General features: G+C 71.1%; 16 protein-coding genes and 1 pseudogene. 4 read left to right on the top strand and 13 right to left on the bottom strand.

Annotation, left to right across the window (positions count from 1 at the left end; all coding sequences use genetic code 11):
* Positions 1-326 precede the first annotated feature (326 nt).
* From JF597_RS24435 to JF597_RS24405, 7 genes are all read right to left on the bottom strand, one after another.
* Complete coding sequence (locus JF597_RS24435) at positions 327-1,175, bottom strand: PaaX family transcriptional regulator C-terminal domain-containing protein (RefSeq protein WP_293998565.1); 849 nt, start codon at positions 1,173-1,175, stop codon at positions 327-329.
* Positions 1,172-1,663 carry a thioesterase family protein gene (locus tag JF597_RS24430; RefSeq protein ID WP_293998562.1) on the bottom strand — a complete coding sequence of 164 codons (492 nt, stop codon included), beginning with the start codon at positions 1,661-1,663 and terminating at the stop codon, positions 1,172-1,174. The genes JF597_RS24435 and JF597_RS24430 overlap by 4 nt, the downstream gene beginning before the upstream one ends.
* Positions 1,660-4,035 (bottom strand): bifunctional salicylyl-CoA 5-hydroxylase/oxidoreductase, encoded by a 2,376-nt coding sequence (locus JF597_RS24425; RefSeq protein WP_293998559.1) that lies wholly within the window; start codon positions 4,033-4,035, stop codon positions 1,660-1,662. Before JF597_RS24425 ends, JF597_RS24430 begins: the two co-directional genes overlap by 4 nt.
* Positions 4,032-5,681, bottom strand: a complete 1,650-nt coding sequence (locus tag JF597_RS24420) for an AMP-binding protein (protein ID WP_293998556.1) — start codon at positions 5,679-5,681, stop codon at positions 4,032-4,034. Before JF597_RS24420 ends, JF597_RS24425 begins: the two co-directional genes overlap by 4 nt.
* Positions 5,678-6,613, bottom strand: coding sequence for an acyl-CoA thioesterase II (locus JF597_RS24415; protein WP_293998554.1), 936 nt, complete (start codon positions 6,611-6,613; stop codon positions 5,678-5,680). The genes JF597_RS24420 and JF597_RS24415 overlap by 4 nt, the downstream gene beginning before the upstream one ends.
* On the bottom strand, positions 6,613-7,128 hold the full coding sequence (locus JF597_RS24410) for a cupin domain-containing protein (protein WP_293998551.1): 516 nt from the start codon (positions 7,126-7,128) through the stop codon (positions 6,613-6,615). Before JF597_RS24410 ends, JF597_RS24415 begins: the two co-directional genes overlap by 1 nt.
* Before the next feature lie 64 nt (positions 7,129-7,192).
* On the bottom strand, positions 7,193-8,008 hold the full coding sequence (locus JF597_RS24405) for a fumarylacetoacetate hydrolase family protein (protein ID WP_293998548.1): 816 nt from the start codon (positions 8,006-8,008) through the stop codon (positions 7,193-7,195).
* Between the two features lie 147 nt (positions 8,009-8,155).
* Between JF597_RS24405 and JF597_RS24400 the strand changes: the two genes are divergently transcribed.
* Positions 8,156-8,590, top strand: a complete 435-nt coding sequence (locus JF597_RS24400; protein WP_293998546.1) for a RidA family protein — start codon at positions 8,156-8,158, stop codon at positions 8,588-8,590.
* A 104-nt stretch (positions 8,591-8,694) separates the two neighbouring features.
* On the opposite strand, the pseudogene JF597_RS24395 reads toward JF597_RS24400, so the two are convergent.
* Positions 8,695-9,350: pseudogene (locus JF597_RS24395) on the bottom strand (AAC(3) family N-acetyltransferase).
* A gap of 240 nt (positions 9,351-9,590) precedes the next feature.
* Between JF597_RS24395 and JF597_RS24390 the strand changes: the two are divergent.
* Both JF597_RS24390 and JF597_RS24385 read left to right on the top strand, forming a co-directional pair.
* A complete protein-coding gene (locus JF597_RS24390; protein ID WP_293998542.1) occupies positions 9,591-9,785 on the top strand; it encodes a hypothetical protein in 195 nt (64 codons plus the stop codon).
* 155 nt (positions 9,786-9,940) lie between these two features.
* Positions 9,941-10,525 carry an ester cyclase gene (locus JF597_RS24385; RefSeq protein WP_293998540.1) on the top strand — a complete coding sequence of 195 codons (585 nt, stop codon included), beginning with the start codon at positions 9,941-9,943 and terminating at the stop codon, positions 10,523-10,525.
* A 47-nt stretch (positions 10,526-10,572) separates the two neighbouring features.
* On the opposite strand, the gene JF597_RS24380 is transcribed toward JF597_RS24385, so the two are convergent.
* From JF597_RS24380 to JF597_RS24360, 5 genes are all read right to left on the bottom strand, one after another.
* On the bottom strand, positions 10,573-11,028 hold the full coding sequence (locus JF597_RS24380; protein ID WP_293998536.1) for a MarR family winged helix-turn-helix transcriptional regulator: 456 nt from the start codon (positions 11,026-11,028) through the stop codon (positions 10,573-10,575).
* 73 nt (positions 11,029-11,101) lie between these two features.
* Positions 11,102-11,650 carry a BlaI/MecI/CopY family transcriptional regulator gene (locus tag JF597_RS24375; protein WP_293998533.1) on the bottom strand — a complete coding sequence of 183 codons (549 nt, stop codon included), beginning with the start codon at positions 11,648-11,650 and terminating at the stop codon, positions 11,102-11,104.
* Positions 11,651-11,863: 213 nt separating this feature from the next.
* Positions 11,864-12,427, bottom strand: coding sequence for a CGNR zinc finger domain-containing protein (locus JF597_RS24370; RefSeq protein WP_293998531.1), 564 nt, complete (start codon positions 12,425-12,427; stop codon positions 11,864-11,866).
* A gap of 302 nt (positions 12,428-12,729) precedes the next feature.
* A complete protein-coding gene (locus tag JF597_RS24365; protein WP_293998528.1) occupies positions 12,730-13,797 on the bottom strand; it encodes an alpha/beta hydrolase in 1,068 nt (355 codons plus the stop codon).
* A gap of 287 nt (positions 13,798-14,084) precedes the next feature.
* Positions 14,085-14,702 (bottom strand): TetR/AcrR family transcriptional regulator, encoded by a 618-nt coding sequence (locus JF597_RS24360; protein WP_293998526.1) that lies wholly within the window; start codon positions 14,700-14,702, stop codon positions 14,085-14,087.
* Between the two features lie 320 nt (positions 14,703-15,022).
* Here JF597_RS24360 and JF597_RS24355 point away from each other — a divergent pair, with 320 nt between their 5' ends.
* Complete coding sequence (locus JF597_RS24355; protein ID WP_293998795.1) at positions 15,023-16,201, top strand: YbfB/YjiJ family MFS transporter; 1,179 nt, start codon at positions 15,023-15,025, stop codon at positions 16,199-16,201.
* The last annotated feature ends 233 nt before the right edge of the window (positions 16,202-16,434 follow it).

Genomic DNA, 16,434 nt, shown 5'->3' with positions numbered 1-16,434 from the left:
TCTCAGGCTGCCGTCCCGCGCACTGTATCCGGTCGCCCTCGGGCCGTTCGGACCGGCGTGAGAAGCACAGGTGCGGCACCCGGGCCCTTCGGCGGCCCCGTGGGCGCCGGCGCGTGTTCAGCCCGGGTGCCGCCGTCTTCCTGGCCCGCAGCGTGGTCGCCGTCTTCGCCGACGGTGCCGGCCCGCTCATCCTTCGCAGCGAGGCCGGCATGGCCGCGTCCGCGTCCTCGGCGGCGAGGAGGCAGCCGCCGGAGTGGAAGACCAGGGAGGTTCCCGCCGTACGGCACACAACTCACGCCGGAGTGGGCCACAAAGCCGCAGCGCGATCAGGACGTGGACCAGTACGCGGCCGCATGGGCCAGTGCCCGGCCCTCCAGGATCGTGACCATGCGTTCGAAGAGCTGGACGGCGGCGGGGCCGGACCAGTTCTCCGGCAGCACCTCGCGGGGCAGCCCGGGGTCGCGGAACGGAAGCTTGCGCCAGTGGTCGACCACGGCGAGATACGTGACGTAGGCCTGCCGCCCGTCGATGACCGCGGCCTCGGTGAGACGGTCCGCCGCACCCTCGTAGGCGCCGATGAACTCCCGGTAGCGCAGGTCGATCTCGTCGAGGTCCCAGCCGCCCCGGACCATGGCCGTCAGCGGCTGCCCGGCGACGTAGTCGCCGACGAACAGGGCGCACTGCTCGGTGAGGTCCAGTTCCGCGATGGCGCGCTGCGCGGCCGGGAGCATCCGGGCGGGCGCGATCCAGACCGCGGAGCCGATGTTGCCGAAGCCGAGCGAGGTCAGGTGACCGGTCAGCCGATGGCGCAGCGCGCGGGCGGACTCGGGCACGGAGAAGTTGACGAAGCACCAGCCGTCGCCGAGTTCGGCCGGCTGCCGGGCGTGCCAGATGACCTCGTCACCGGCGGCCAGCGCCTCCAGTGCCGCCGGGGTCAGCGCGTAGCCGCGCATGCCCGCGCGGCTCTCCGACTCCAGCCAGCCCCGCTTCTTCAGCCGGAAGACCGCCGTGCGGACGCTCGCGGCGTCCAGCCCCGACGCGGTCAGCAGCTCGACCGTCCCGGCGATGGGCATCCAGTTGCCCATCTTGCGCACGATCGCGCCGAGAAAACTCACGAGCACGGTCCGGGACCGACGCGCCGCTGTGGTGGGCCGGTCGCCCTTCGTCTCGCTCATTCCAGTGAGTATGCCGGACCGCGATCGCATGATCGGACCGCCCCGGTGGACCCAACGGGCCCGGTCAGCGCCGCGACCCACTCCTCGGGCCAGGGCACACTCACGGCGCCGCTGGCACGGTCACGGCCGATGTGCACGGTCACGTAACGGCCGTGCGCGGCCCGGCCGCCCGGACGGCCCCGGAACTCCTCGCCCCGGACCTCGAAGGCGAAGGTCATCGAGCTGGTGCCGATCCGCACCAGCTCCACGACCGTGCGCACCTCCTGGCCGAAGACGAGCGGCGACTCGAAGTCCACCTCGTAGCGGACGCGGGGCGCCGCCGCGAAGTAGTCGTGGAGGCCGAGCCCGGCCATGAGCGAGGCCTCCGCCGCCTCCACGAACCGCACGACGGTGCTGTTGTGGTAGATCCCGGCCGCATCCGTGTCGATCCACTCGATGCGCGTCCGGTACACGCCGACCACGTTCGCGGACGCGGGCGCGGCGGTCACGCCGGCACCGTGCGCGCGGCCGGGGTCCAGCGCAGGTGCACAGCACCGCCGGCGCCCTCGCGCAGCAGCGACAGCCGGGGCGGGACCTTGTCGGTACGGGAGGTGGGCGGCTTGCGCCGGCCCGCCGCCCACTGCACCGGCCACTCGGCACCGGCCCCGCGGTACTCCTGCTCCGCCGCGGCGTGCAGGGTCCACTGCGGGTCGTAGAGGTGGGTGCGGCCCAGGGCGCACAGGTCGGCCCGCCCGGCGAGCAGGATCGAGTTCACGTCGTCGTACGAGGAGATGGCCCCGACCGCGATCACCGGAACCCCCGCGGGCCCGGCCACCCGGTGGCGGATCCGGTCGGCGAACGGGGTCTGGTAGGAGCGGCCGAACGCCGGCTTCTCGTCCTTGGCGACCTGGCCGGAGGAGACGTCGATGGCCGCAGCGCCGTGCTCGATGAACGCGCGGGCGACGTCGACGGCGTCGTCCGCGGTGTTGCCGTCCGGCATCCAGTCGGTCGCCGAGATACGGACCGTGACCGGGATGTCGGGCGGGACGGCCTGGCGTACGGCGTCGAAGACCTCCAGCGGGAACCGCAGCCGGTTCTCCAGGGAGCCGCCGTACTCGTCGGTGCGCCGGTTGGCGACGGGGGAGAGGAAGGAGGAGAGCAGATAGCCGTGGGCTGCGTGCACCTCGACGAGGTCGAAGCCGGCCGCCACCGCGCGCACGGCGGCGGCGGTGAAGTCGGCGACCACCTTGTCCATGTCCGCACGGGTGGCCTCCCGGGGCACGTGGCAGCCGGCGCCGTACGGGAGCGCCGAGGGGGCGATCACCTCCCAGTTGCCCTCCTCGAGCGGCTCGTCCATGCCGTCCCACATGAGCTTGGTCGAGCCCTTGCGGCCCGAGTGGCCGAGCTGGAGGCCGATCTTCCCCGTCGTACGGTCGTGGACGAAGTCCGTGATCCGGCGCCAGGCGTCGCGCTGCTCGTCGGTCCACAGTCCCGGGCAGCCGGGCGTGATCCGGCCCTCGGGCGACACGCAGACCATCTCGCTCATGACCAGGCCGGCGCCGCCCAGCGCCTTGGAGCCCAGGTGCACCAGGTGGAAGTCGCCGGGGACACCGTCATCCGAGGAGTACATGTCCATCGGGGAGACGACGACGCGGTTCTTCAGCTCGAGCGAGCCGATCCGGACCGGCTGGAACATCGCCGGGGCGGCCTCGGGAGCCTGCTGGTGCCGGGCGAACTCCGCCTCCATCAGCGCGGCGAACTCGGCGTCGCGCTCCTTGAGGTTCTCGAAGGTGATGCGCCGCGAGCGGGTGAGCAGGTTGAAGACGAACTGCGCCGGGTCCTGGCCCGCGTACATGCCGATGTTCTCGAACCACTCCAGCGACGCCTGCGCGGCCCGCTGGGTCGACTCGACGACCGGCCTGCGCTCGGCCTCGTAGGCGGCCAGTGCCTCGGCCACCGTCGGATGCTCGTGCAGGCAGGCCGCCAGGGCGAGGGCGTCCTCCATGGCGAGCTTGGTGCCCGAGCCGATCGAGAAGTGGGCGGTGTGGGCGGCGTCGCCGAGCAGCACCACGTTGCCGGTGGACCAGCGCTCGTTGCGGACCGTCGTGAAGTTCAGCCACTTCGAGTTGTTGGTGAGGATCCGGTGGCCCTTCAGCTCGCCGGCGAAGATCTCCGCGATCCGGGCCACGGCGTGGTCGTCGGAGACGCCCGGCGGGAACACCTGGTCCTCGGTGCGGTCGAAGCCGGCCCGCCGCCAGACGTCCTCGTGCATCTCGACGATGAAGGTCGAGCCGGTGTCGGAGTAGGGGTAGCCGTGGATCTGCATGGTGCCCCATTCCGTCTGCTTGACGAAGAACTGGAACGCCTCGAAGACCAGGTCGGTGCCGAGCCAGATGTACTTGTTGTGCCGCCGGTCCAGCGACGGCCCGAACACGTCGGCGTACTTGGTGCGGACGGCGGAGTTGAGGCCGTCGGCCGCCAGCACCAGGTCGTGCGTGGCGCGCAGTTCGTCCACGTCGGGTGCCTCGGCGCGGTAGTGGACGGTGACGCCCAGGTCGGCGGCCCGCCGCTGGAGGATCTGCAGCAGCTCCTTGCGGCTCATCGCCGCGAAGCCCTGGCCGCCGACGGTGAACCGGTCGCCGTCCACCTCGATGTCGATGTCCGTCCAGCGCGCGAACCGGCTCTCCATCGCGGCGTGCACGACGTCGTCGGCGTTGTCGATGCCGCCGAGGGTCTCGTCGGAGAAGACCACGCCGAACCCGAAGGTGTCGTCGGGCGCGTTGCGCTCCCAGACGGTGACCTCGTGCGCGGGGTCCAGCTGCTTCATCAGAGCGGCGAAGTACAGCCCTCCGGGGCCGCCGCCGGCGATAGCGATCCTCATGGCCGACCTTCCACGATCTGCTCCGTCACGAGCTGACGGAGCTTGAAGTGCTGCAGCTTGCCGCTGGGGTTGCGCGGCAGCGCGCCGGTGAAGCGCACGTCGCGTGGGTACTTGTACGGCGCGATCTGCTGCTTGACGTGGTCCTGGATGCTCCGGGCCGTGGCCGCGTCACCGGCCACGCCGTCGCGCAGCACGACGAACGCGCAGACGATCGAGCCGCGTTCGGCGTCCGGCGCCGCGACGACGGCCGCCTCCATGACGTCGGGGTGGGTGAGGACGGCGGCCTCCACCTCGGGACCGGCGATGTTGTACCCGGACGACACGATCAGGCCGTCGTTGCGCGCCCGGTACCAGAAGTAGCCGTCCTCGTCGCGGAGGAAGGTGTCACCGGTGACGTTCCAGCCGCCCAGGACGTAGGCGGCCTGCCGCTCGTCGTCGAGGTACCGGCAGCCGACCGGGCCGATCACACCGAGCAGGCCCTCGGCGCCGGGCCCGAGCTCCGTGCCGTCCGGTGCCAGGATGGTCGCGCGGTAGCCGGGCACGGGCTTGCCGGTCGCCCCGGGGCGGATGTCGTCGCCGTCGGCCGAGATGAAGATGTGCAGCATCTCGGTGGCGCCTATCCCGTCGATGACCTTGAGGCCGAGCCGGTCGCGCAGTTCCTCCCACAGGCCCTGCGGGATGTGCTCGCCCGCGCTGACCGCGCGGCGCAGCCCGGTGAGCCGGTCCGCCTTCCCGGACTTGAGCATCTGCTGGTACGCGGTCGGGGCGGTGGCCAGGACGGTCACCCCGTGTTCGGCGACGAGGTCGGCGAGGGCCGCCGGCGGCACCGGCTCGGTGAGGAAGGCGCAGGCGCCCGCCCGCAGGGTGAAGACGACCAGCAGCCCGAGGCCGAAGGTGAAGGCGAGCGGGGCGGTGCACGCGACCAGGTCGTCGGGGAGCAGCCGGAGCGTGTGCTTCCCGAAGGTGTTGTCGATCGACAGGATGTCCCGGTGGAAGTGAGTGGTGATCTTCGGGACGCCCGTGGTGCCGGACGTCGGCCCGAACAGCGCGACGTCGTCCGCGGCGGTGTCGGCCGCGGTGAACCGGCCCGCCTTCGTCTCGGCCCGTTTGCTCAGGTCGTCGGCGGAGTCGCCGCCGTAGGGCACGACGACCAGGTCCGGCGCGACCGACTCCCGCACCGCGAACACGTCGTCGAGGAAGCGGTGGTCGACCAGTGCGACGGTGGGCCGGGTCTTCGCCACGACGGGCGCGAGCTCACCGGCCCGCAGTACGGCCATGGTGGTGACGACGATCCCGCCCGCCTTGACCACGCCCAGCCACGCGGCGACGGTCCAGGGGGTGTTGGGGGAGCGCAGCAGCACCCGGTTGCCGGGCACCAGCCCGAGGTCCTCGGTGAGCACCTGGGCGATCTGGTCGGCGCGCCGCCGGAGCTCGCCGTAGGTCCAGACGTCGCCGTCGGGGGTGCGCAGCGCGGGCCGGTCGGGGCCGAAGGCCGCCATCGGAGCGTCGATCAGCTCGACGGCGGCGTTGAGGCGTTCCGGGTACCGGAGCGACTCGGTGGTGAACTCCAGCACCGGCCACTGCCCGGCCGGCGGGAGATGGTCACGGGCGAAGGTGTCGGTGTGCCCGGAGGGCGACAGGGTCATCGGTGACCTCCGGCGCCGGCGCGGATCATGCCCTCCTGGACGACGGTGGCCAGGTGGGTGCCGTCCGGGGTGAAGAAGCGCCCGGCGGCGAGCCCCCTGCCGTCGTCGGCCGCGACCGCCTCCTGGGCGTAGAGCAGCCAGCCGTCCACCACACCCGCCCGTGGCGCCCGGTGGAACCACATCGCGTGGTCGAGGCTGGCGGTGACCAGCCCTTCCCGCGCCCAGGGCAGGTCGAGGACGCGCAGGACGGGCTCCAGGATCGTGTAGTCGCAGACGTAGGCGAGGGCGGCGGTGTCCCGCTGCGCGTCGGTGAGCCCGTCGACCGGGCGCAGGGCGTCGAACGGCCGGACCCAGACCGCCTGGTGGGGCTTGTGCTCGCCCTCGACGGCGAGGTAGACCGGGCCCGGCACATGGCGCATGTCGAAGCCCCGGCCGCCGCACCAGTAGTCCTTGGAGACCTCGGTCATCGTCCCGCCCCTCCGCCCGGCGAGATACTCCGCGGAACCGGGCAGTTCCTCGGGATCGGGCAGGCCCGAGGTGTCCAGCCACCCGGGCAGGCCGTCGGCATAGGTCCCGCCGGGCTCGCCGGCGGCGAAGTTGGCCAGGCAGACGTAGAGCGGCTTGCCGTTCTGGTAGCCGCGCACCTGCCGGGTCGCGTAGCCCCGGCCGTCGCGCAGCAGCTCCACCTCGTAGCGGACCTCGGCGCCGATGTCGGCGGGGCGCATGAAGTAGGAGTGCATGGAGTGCAGCGTCTTGCCGTCGTCGACGGACTTCATCGCCGCCGCGGCGGCCTGGGCGACCAGGTCGCCGCCGTACGCCTTGGGCCACGGACAGGGCTGGGTGACCGCCGTGAAGGCGAGGTCGAAGCGCTCGGCCTCGGCGGGGGCCAGGGTGACGGCGGCCGTGAAGACCTCGGAGGTGGTGTCGGTCATCAGGGGCGGTCCGTCCAGTCGCGCAGGTCGGAGTCGGCGACCTGGGGGAGGTTGACCACGATGTTCTCCGGGGTGCGGGTCGTCATCCAGGTCAGTGGGTTGTTGCGGTCGAGGTTGCACTCGACGTGGGGCAGGAACGGCGGGACGAACACCCAGTCGCCCTCCGCCATGTCGATGTAGTCCTCGAACTTCGCGCCGAAGTAGATCCGGGCCCGGCCGGAGAGCACGTAGCCGCCGGTCTCGGCCTCGCCGTGGTGGTGGGGCACCGAGCGGTAGCCGCCGTCGTTGTGGACCTTGCCGAACCAGATCCTGGTCGCCGGGGTGTGCTGGATGCTCACGCCGGAGATCCGGGTGGCGCCGGCGGACTGCCCGGTGTCGCCGGGTTCCGAACCCCCACGGGTGACGACGGGTACCCCCAGGCCGCTCTCGGTGGCGTACATCGAGTTGTCGCCGTCCAGGACGTACGGACCGGGGACCTGCTGACCGGGGACGTGCTGACTGGGATCGGGGTTCATGAGGGCTCCTCGTCGGTGGATGAGCGGGTGTCAGCGGGTGGCGCGCCGGTGGACGGCCGGGGTCTCAGCCGGTGAGGCGCACGGTGTTGCGCAGCGTGCCGATGCCGGGGATCTCGGTCTCCACGACGTCGCCGTCGACGAGGAAGCGCCGGGGCTCCCGGGCCACCCCTACGCCGCCGGGCGTGCCGGTCAGCACGAGGTCGCCGGGGCGCAGCACGGTGAACGTCGAGATGTACGCGAGCAGGTCGGCGGCGTCGAACACCAGCGTCTTCGTGGTGTCCCGCTGGACCTCCTCGCCGTTGACCCGGCAGATCACCTCCAGGCCGGCGGCCGGGTCGGCTTCGTCGGGGGTCACGACCACCGGGCCGACGGGGGTGGAGGCGTCCCACGCCTTGCCCTGGAACCACTCCAGGGTGCGGTACTGCCAGTCGCGCACCGAGATGTCGTTCGCCACGGTGTACCCGGCGATCCCGTCCAGCGCGGTCGCCCGGTCGGCACGGCGCAGGGTGGCACCGACCACCACGGCCAGCTCGGCCTCCCAGTCCACCTGAAGGCCGGCCGGCAGCACGATGTCGGCACCGGGACCGGTGAGGGTGTCCGCGTACTTCGGGAAGAGCGTGGGGTACGACGGCAGCTCGCGCCCCGTCTCGCGGATGTGGTCGGCATAGTTCAGCCCGCAGCAGATCACCTTGCCCGGAGCCGGCAGCGGCAGCACCGGAACGGCGTCGGCCAGAGCGGCCCCGGCCAGGTCGGCGGAACTCCGGACCGGCACCGTCGCCAGCAGGGCCGACAGGTCGGCGGCCGGCAGCGCGCGCCAGACGCTGCCGTCGAGCACCGCGGCACTGGTCCCGGCGGCGTGGGCGACGGTGGAAAGACGCATGGGCTCTTCTCTCTCTTCGGCGCTGCGCACCCTCTCGGATATTTCATTATTTCCGCGAGCGTCATATCACTGTCAATAGATGCTACGGTGTGGCGCCAGACAGCACAGGCCCGGTACAGACCCGGCAACGCCCCGCAGGAGCTCTCCATGGCGACCAACTCGACCCCGGTTCCGGTCAACCCCGCCTCCTTGCCCAAGCCCAGCGGCTACTCGCACGGAACGCTCAGCGGCAACACGCTCTACCTCGGCGGTCAGACCGCTCTAGACAAAAACATGAAGATCGTCCCCGGGGGCATCGTCGAGCAGTTCAGGCAGGCGTTCGGCAACGTCCTCGCCACGCTGAAGGAAGCCGGTGGTGTTCCGGAGGACCTGGTGAGCATCACGCTCTACCTGACCGACATCCCCGACTACCAGGCGCACGGCCGGGAGATCGGGGCGGTGTGGCGCGAGCTCGCGGGGCCGGTCTATCCCGCGATGGCCGGCATCGGCACCACGGGCCTGTGGCAGCCCGAGGCCCTGATCGAGATCCTCGGGGTCGCGGTCATCCCCGACGAGCGCCTCGTCCGACCTGCCACGACCTGAAGCCCCCCGGGAAGCGGCCGGGGCGTGCTGCGCGACCTGCGCCGAGTCGAACCGGAGGAACGCCTCTGCGCCGGGTGGACCAGTGTGGCGTGCTGGCTGCGCGCCTACCTGCTCAGTCTGTCTTCGATCCAGGTGATGGCGAAGTCGACGACTTCCGCGGCCTCGGACAGATGGCTGTCGGCAGCGCCCGCTCTGCCCTGCCGACCGATTCCGTCGGCGAGCATGTCCCGGACGATGACTTCGAACGGGTCATTCCCTTCGGGCAAGGCCCTGTTCTCCGAGTCGATGTCGTGGAAGCGGCGCCAGACCCGCCGGCCCCGCACGAGTACGGGCTGTTCGTAGTCCACGAACCGTTTGCCGGGGGTTTTGGCGAGCGCCTCGGCGTGGTGCAGCAGCGTCATGGTGTCCAGGGGAGCGCCGAGCAGCGGGACCCGGCCGCCGTGGGCGGGATGTTCGGCTCGCAGGGCGTCCTGCCAGTCCTGTGGCCAGGTGGCGAAGTCATAGGGGGCGCGTCGTTCCGGCCGCAGGTCACCATGGGTGTTCCCCGCGGTCCGACGACGTCGTGAAGGGCGCCGATGACGGTCTGCGGTCCGCCGGCCACGTTGCCGATGGCGGACATGCGGGTGCGGAACATGACCACGTCGCCGTCTCCGAAGCCGAGCGCCGCCAGGGCACGGCTGATCAGGCTGCGGGTCACGGGACCGCTGGGAAGGTCAGGCTTTGTCCAAGCGGTCGGGCGGGTTCCCGCGGTGTGCGTCACACGGTGTCTCGTCGGGTGCGGCCGCGTCCGCCGGGTGTGGGGCACCCGAGGGGTCGCGTACCGGAGAGCTCAGGCTGGACGACGCTCCCCGAGGGCTTCCGCCTCATACATGCAAGGAGACAAGTCCCGGCCCGAGTCGTCGGCAACGTCGTCACCACCTTGACTGGTGACGCTTCCGGGTGCAGCCTTGTGGCCACAGAGCCGGTTGACGCGGTTCGAGGCGACGACATGGAGGCCACCGTGGCAAACGAGTCAGCGACGGACGAGGCGGCAGCGGCACGGCTGACCAGGTTCGGCAAGCTGCCGGAGCGTGTCCATTTCCATGAAATGGTCGAGGAGAAGAAGGCCGCACCGAGTGGTGCCGATATCGCCTCCTACAACCCCGAGGGCTCCTGGAACCACTTCTCGTGCCTGGCGTTGGATCTGGGGTTGTGACCGCACTGGTGACCGGAGGGGTCGAGCGCCTTGGTCGCAGGCGCGGCGGCTGACGTGCCAACCGGTCGGTCGGGGCGAGGCAGGTGTCCGTCCAGTTAAACTTGCGGCGTCAAGTAAATTGGCGGACACCCGGAGGGGGCATCTACGCCATGGGAATGACTGCCACGGACCTTGCCGCGGGGCTCTTCAAAGTGCTCGAGACAGGGGATCCCGCGCTGGCCGCCCGAGTGGTGCACGAGGAATTCCGCAACCGCGAAGCCTCCGTCGCGCCTTCGGCGTGCGGTATCGCCGGCCCTGCGGGTGTGCTGGCCTCGAGTGCGTGGATGCGGTCCGCGTTCGAGGACCTGCGGCTGCCCTTCCTGGAGACGATCCACAACGACGATCAGGTGTGGGTCCGGCTGCGCATGCAGGGCCGTCACAGCGGCGCCTTCGTCCTGTTCAAGGACGGTGCCGTGGACCAAGTGGTGCCGCCCACGGGCCGGGAGATCGACTTCGAGCAGATCCATGTGCTCTCCCTGCGCAACGGCAAGGTGATCCGGCACGAGGCGGTACGCGACGACGTCACGATGCTCGGTCAGCTGGGGGTCTTTCCTCCCACGCCGGCAGCGGGAATGAGCATGCTCGCCTGGAAGGTCACCGGGCGGGCCTCTCGGGCTGCGGCCGAAGTCGCGTCCAGGGCGGCTCGGGCGGCCGGTGCGACGGCGACCGCGCCGAATGACGGGGACCGCCCCGCCGGGTGACCGGCGCCGCACCTCGGCCGGCCGAGCGCCGGTCGAGGTGCCGACCGTCAGTTCGGCGCTATGCGGTCCAGCACCTCCGCGGCAGCGGCGATGTCGCAGCCTTCCAGGCGTGAGAAGACATGACGTCGCACGCTCGCGAGGTTGGTGGGCCATGCCTGCCTCAGCTGGGTCCATCCGGCGCCGGTGAGGACGGCCAGCCACGCCCTCCCGTCGTCCGGCGCCTTCTGCCGGGTCACCAACGACTGCGACTCCAACCGGTTCACCACTCTGGTCATGCCGCTCAGCGACAGCCCGCACATGTTGGCGAGCTCGCTCATCCGCATCTGGTTGTGCGGCACTTCGGAGAGGTGTACCAGGACTGTGTACTCGGTGCTGGTGATCGAATGTCCCTCGAGCATGTCCGCGTCGACGACTCGGGGCAGGAGCGTCATCACTCTGCCCAGGGCGCGCAGGAACGCCTCCTCGTCGGGGTTGAGGGGCTTGAGAGCCGTCACGTCTGCCATGGGCGCAGTCTAAATCCATTCGCCGCGACCCAGTTATTGCACGGTAAATTAAATATATTTCCTTACCGTGGAATCAGCCGGCGACGGCACCTGTCTCGGCGGGGACGTGCTCTTCGGGCTCGCGAGGCGTGTACAGCACCGAGCGCCGCTGCCGGGTCCGGCGGACGCGCCCCTTGGCGACCAGCGACTCCAGCGTGTTCCGTACCACCTGGGGTGTCGGAGTCCGGTCCGGGTGCTTCTCCAGGAGCTCGTCCCGGATCTCCTTCGCCAGACGCGGTTCGTCGTGGCCGCGCAGCAGATCCAGCAGGACGTCCCCGAGCAGGGGATGGCGCGGCTTCTCCTCCGCGCCCGGCCTTGTCGTCCCCCTGCCCTGACGGCCGCTCACATGCCTTCCCTGGCCGGGCACCGACTCGCTCTGTAGCGTGGCGGGCGGTCGTGACGCGTCCGGCAGGCCTTCGTACCGCTCGGCGAGAGACAGGATGTCGGTCAACAGGGCTTCCTCCTGCTGCAACACCGCGATTTTCTCGGTCAGTTCCCGCTGCCGTCGGCGATTTTCCTCAAGGTCCGACGCGGCCTGTTCGACGTACCGCGACCGGAGCGAGGAGGCTGGTCGGCTGGTCACAACCGTTCACTCCCTCTCATCGATGACGCTGCGCATGCTATCCAGACCCGTGCGGGGCGCCCTACCGGGCGGTCGGCCGATCATCGCTTCCAGTGTCGGCCGTCCTTCCCGCAGCAGAGGGCCCGGAAGGACGGGGAGAAGCGCGCGTCGCGGAGTGCTGGGCCCGGGCGAGTCCGGCACGGGCCACGAAGCGGGCCCTCGTACTGCCGCCGTTCAGCCGTCGGAGGCCTGCGGCGCGCTCTTCTTGCGGGCACGGTAGGCGGCGGCCTTGAACTTGTTGCCGCAGGACTCCATGCCGCACCACTGGCGGCGCATCCCCCGGGAGCGGTCGATGTAGATGCGGGTGCACTCGGGGTTGCCGCACTCCTTCATCAGGGGCACGTCCGGACCGCTGAGCAACTCCACGGCCTGCCGGGCGACGGTGGCCAGGGCCTGTTCGGCGGTCGCCTCGGTCCGGCGCCCGGCCTGGCTGAGCTGCGGTGTGGCGGAAGGCCTGCGCGCGGCCTCGTTCAGCCGGCTCAGCGCTTCCTCGTCGTACTCCTGCCCGGCGTGGCGTGCCCGCACCAGCGCGTAGATCGCCTCCCGCACCTCCTTGGCCTGTTCGACGTCGGCCTCGGCGGCGGGTGCGATCGTGTCGACGAGCCCGGACTCGATGAACCAGGCCTCCAGTCGGTCCGGCGTGGCGAACATCTCGAAGCGCACCGTGCGCCGGGCGCGCAGTGTCGCGGCGAAGTCGAGGGCCGGGTTGCCGCAGACGAAAGCATGCTCGTAATTCACGTCACCATTTTGGCGGGTGACTCTCGGCGGCGGCAAGTACCGCGGCCCCCGCCCGGCCGGGCGGGGTGGGGCCGCCCTTGTCAGGCCGCTCCCGGTGTGCACTTCAGGGCCCCCGTCCGGCGACGTCGTCGACCACAGTGGCCGGCGCGGGCCTGTCCGCTGACTTCCGTGCGGACCTGCGCGCACTGCGCACTGAACCCCTTCGCGGCCTACGACCGGCAGTGGCTGAGGGCCGTCCGCGGACGGTGGAAGTCTCCGCAGGCGCGTCCTGTGGGACGAGTCCGGTTGCCCGGTCTCGGAAGTCAGAAGTGGTCCACGTCGACGACCGCCTGGGCGAAGGCGGTCGGTGCCTCCTGCGGCAGGTTGTGGCCGATGCCGGTCAGCGTGCGATGGGCGTACGCGCCCGTGAAGCGGTCGCGGTACGAAGCTCCGTCGCCAGGCGCGGTGAACGGGTCGCGCTCGGGGTCCAGGGTGATGGTCGGCACCTCGATGACCGGCCGGGTGGCGAGCCGCTTCTCATAGCGGTCGTAGCGGCGTTCGCCGTCGGCGAGCCCGAGCCGCCAGCGGTAGTTGTGGATCACGATGGCCGCGTAGTCGGGGTTCTCGAACGCGGTGGCCGTGCGCTCGAAGGTCGCGTCGTCGAAGTGCCAGGTGGGGGAGACGGTGTCCCAGACGAGCCGAGCGAGGTCGTGCCGGTCGGTCCTGTCCTCCATGGCGAGGCGGCCCCGCTCGGTGGCGAAGTAGTACTGGTACCACCACGTGTGTTCGGCCTTGGGCGGCAGGGGCTTCTTCTGTGCCTCGACGTCGGTGATGAGGTATCCGCTCACCGACACCAGCCCCTTGACGCGTTCGGGCCACAGGGCCGCGATGATGTCGGCGGTGCGCGAGCCCCAGTCGAAACCGGCGAGCAGCGCCGTGTCGATCTCGAGGGTGTCCATGAGGGCGACGATGTCCAGGGCGACCGCCGACTGCTGGGCGTTGCGGAACGTACGGTCGGAGAGGAAGCGCGTCGTGCCGTGGCCGCGGAGGTACGGGACGATGACCCGGTAGCCCTGCGCCGCGAGCAGCGGGGCGACGTCGACGTAACTGTGGATGTCGTAGGGCCAGCCGTGCAGGCAGATGACGACGGGGCCGTGCCTGGGGCCGTCCTCGGCGTAACCGACGTCCAGCACACCGGCCTTGACCTGCTTCAGCCGGGCGAAGGAGGTGTGCGTGCCGGGGGTCACGGCGGGCACCGTCGGTGCAGGGGTCGGTTGCCGGTGAAGGCGGCCGGGCGAGGCCTCCGCGTCCGGCCGGAACCCGGCCAGTGAGGCCGCGGCCGCGCCCGTGCCGACGCCCGCGGCCTTGTTGAAGGTACGCCTGTTGATCACGAGGAGCCTCCGTCATCAGTACGTGTCACCAGTGTGCGATGACTGTTCCACAGTAGTCGTCACCGGTCAAACAGGTGACGGATGAAGGATGGCTCAATTCCGGGACGGAGTGATCGCGAGGAAGAGACGGCTTCGGCTGCCGACACACGTGTCTCCGGTGACGCTCCGGAGCACCTCATACGTGTCACACACCTGCCTACGTCTGCCGGAGCCCGGCGAGGGCGAGGTGGTGGGCGGCGCGTGGTCGTGCGCGCGCTCTTCCGGGGCGTGAACGCCCGTCGGCCGAGTCAGGCGTGCGCCGGAACCTGCTGATCCCGCACGCCCAGCAGGGCGCGGCAGTTCGGCCAGAGCGTCCCGAGCTGAGCGGGGTCGTTGTGCAGCTTTGCGAACAGCACCTGGCCCTCGGTCAGCGCCACCATGGACCTCGCGACGGCGCGGGCGTCCGGCACGCTGACCTCTCCCCGCTGCTGGGCCTCGGCCACGACCGCGGCGACCAGTTCCACCTGGGTCTCGAAGATCTCCTGCAGGCGTCGGCGCACGGCATCGGCCTGATTGCTCATCTCCAGGGAGAGATTCCCGAACATGCACCCGAGGACCGATCCGCAGCCGTCCTGACCGGCACGCTGCTGCGTCTCCATGGACTCGAAGAGCTGCCGGAGCCGCTGCAGGGGCTCGGCGTCGCCGTTCAGCGCGGACTCCCACTCGCGCCGCTCGTCGGCCCAGTGCTGGTCGATCACGGCGAGCGCCAGGGATTCCTTGGACTCGAAGAAGTAGTAGAAACTGCCCTTGGGCACGTCGGCCGTCTTGCAGATCTCGGCGACGCCCAGAGCCGAGTACCCCCGCTGTTCGATCAGCGAACGAGCGGCGGTGAGGATCTTGTCCTTGGCATCACTCGTCCGTCCCATGGCGAAAGTATACGACCGACCGACTATCTTGCGCGGAGCCGTCGGCAGCGGCCGTCCGCCCGCGCCCGCCGCCCATGGGACCGTCCTCGCCGGTGGGAGGCCGGGGTTCGCAGCAGCGAGGAAACGGGTCGTGGATTTCGCCCGGCCGACGTGCGCAGCCTGTCTGTATGGCACGCAGGCGAAACACCGGCTCCACGATTCCCGGCACCGGCCGCGACGCGGTCACCGTACCCCCGCGGGACACGGCGTCAGCCGCGAGAGGCGTAGCGCGGTCACCGTGGGTGCACGTCCTGCAGGCCGCGGCCGCTCTGGCGACGGGTATGGGTGTCGGCCGCTTCGTCTACACCCCCATCCTTCCGCTGATGCACGCGCAGGCCGGACTGTCGGCCGGCGCCGGAGCCGACCTGGCGACCGCGAACTACGTGGGCTACTTGATCGGAGCGCTGGCCGGCACCTTCGTCCCCCGGCTGGTGCGCTCCCCGGCGGTACTGCGCGGCTCTCTGCTGGCACTGGTCGCGACGCTGGCCGGCATGGCACTCACGCACAGCACCACCGTGTGGCTGCTGCTGCGCCTCGGTGCGGGAGCCTTCAGCGCGACGATCTTCGTGATCGCCGCCAGTTCCCTGCTCAGCCATCTGCGCGAGCACCCGGCCCACCTGCCCGGCTGGGCCTTCGGCGGAGTCGGGGCGGGTATCGCGCTGTCCGGCGCCCTCGTCCTCGTGCTGCGCACGGTCGGCAACTGGCAGGCCGCGTGGTGGGCGTCGGCGGCGCTGGCCGTGGTGCTCACCGCCGGCGCCTGGGGACTGCGTCCCGAGCCGGCTCCCCGACCGGCGCCGTCGGCACCGGCACCTCGCGCCGGGTCGACCGGGCCGGGGACCCACCGCTGGTTCGCTTGCTTGTTCGCGTCCTACACGCTGGAGGGGATCGGCTACATCATCGCCGGCACCTTCCTCGTCGCGGCCATCAACCAGAGCTCGCCCGGTTGGATAGGCAGCGGCGCGTGGGTGCTGGTGGGCGTGGCGGCCATCCCCTCCGCCGCCCTGTGGGCCGGCCTGGGGCGCCGCTGGTCTCGGCCGGACCTGCTGCTCACCGCCCTCGGCGTCCAGGCCGCGGGCATCGCCCTGCCCGCGCTGGTGGGGGGAGTGGCGCCCGCGCTGATCTCCGCGGTGCTGTTCGGCTCCACCTTCATCGGCGTGAGCACCCTGGCCCTGGGGGCGGGGACGCATCTGCGGTTCCCGCGTGCCGTCGCCCTGCTGACCGCCGGGTACTCGGTCGGCCAGATCCTCGGGCCACTGGCGGCGACTCCGCTCCTGCACCACGGCTACCACCAGGCTCTGCTCCTCGCCGCCTGCATCGTCCTGGCCGCGGCGCTCGCCGCCTGGGCGCTCCGCGTCAAGTTCCCGCACACCGTGCCGGCATGGCGGGCGACCCCGAGTGCCGGATCCGCGTCCGGCCGCGGCCGCCTCACGGCCGAGGCGGAGGCGGCCGCCGAGGCCTGAAGCGAAGCTGGTGGGCGCGGTGAAACGCGCGCCCGGGCGATGGAACATGTCGTCACCTCCGGCGGCCGCCGACGCGCACGCGGGGACGGTCGGACGCGGTCCGTGGCATGCGGCCGGGACCGGGGCATCGCCGAGTTGCCCGACTGCAGTGCCGGACGTGCAATGAGGGAGAAGCTCGCTCATGCCTGGTCACGTACGTGTCCGAGCTGAATCCCGTGCACCCCCGGCTCGTT

Source organism: Streptomyces sp., assembly GCF_019510245.1.
GTDB lineage: Bacteria > Actinomycetota > Actinomycetes > Streptomycetales > Streptomycetaceae > Streptomyces.
This window is presented reverse-complemented; position numbering and strand designations above follow the sequence as displayed.

Bases quoted from the DNA above. Each gene is read 5' to 3' on its own strand.
- JF597_RS24415 (WP_293998554.1), bottom strand. From the start codon at position 6,613: ATGACCGACACCACCTCCGAGGTCTTCACGGCCGCCGTCACCCTGGCC.
- JF597_RS24360 (WP_293998526.1), bottom strand. From the start codon at position 14,702: ATGGGACGGACGAGTGATGCCAAGGACAAGATCCTCACCGCCGCTCGT.
- JF597_RS24410 (WP_293998551.1), bottom strand. From the start codon at position 7,128: ATGAACCCCGATCCCAGTCAGCACGTCCCCGGTCAGCAGGTCCCCGGT.
- JF597_RS24385 (WP_293998540.1), top strand. From the start codon at position 9,941: ATGACTGCCACGGACCTTGCCGCGGGGCTCTTCAAAGTGCTCGAGACA.
- JF597_RS24425 (WP_293998559.1), bottom strand. From the start codon at position 4,035: ATGAGGATCGCTATCGCCGGCGGCGGCCCCGGAGGGCTGTACTTCGCC.
- JF597_RS24380 (WP_293998536.1), bottom strand. From the start codon at position 11,028: ATGGCAGACGTGACGGCTCTCAAGCCCCTCAACCCCGACGAGGAGGCG.
- JF597_RS24420 (WP_293998556.1), bottom strand. From the start codon at position 5,681: ATGACCCTGTCGCCCTCCGGGCACACCGACACCTTCGCCCGTGACCAT.
- JF597_RS24405 (WP_293998548.1), bottom strand. From the start codon at position 8,008: ATGCGTCTTTCCACCGTCGCCCACGCCGCCGGGACCAGTGCCGCGGTG.
- JF597_RS24355 (WP_293998795.1), top strand. From the start codon at position 15,023: ATGGGTGTCGGCCGCTTCGTCTACACCCCCATCCTTCCGCTGATGCAC.
- JF597_RS24435 (WP_293998565.1), bottom strand. From the start codon at position 1,175: ATGAGCGAGACGAAGGGCGACCGGCCCACCACAGCGGCGCGTCGGTCC.
- JF597_RS24400 (WP_293998546.1), top strand. From the start codon at position 8,156: ATGGCGACCAACTCGACCCCGGTTCCGGTCAACCCCGCCTCCTTGCCC.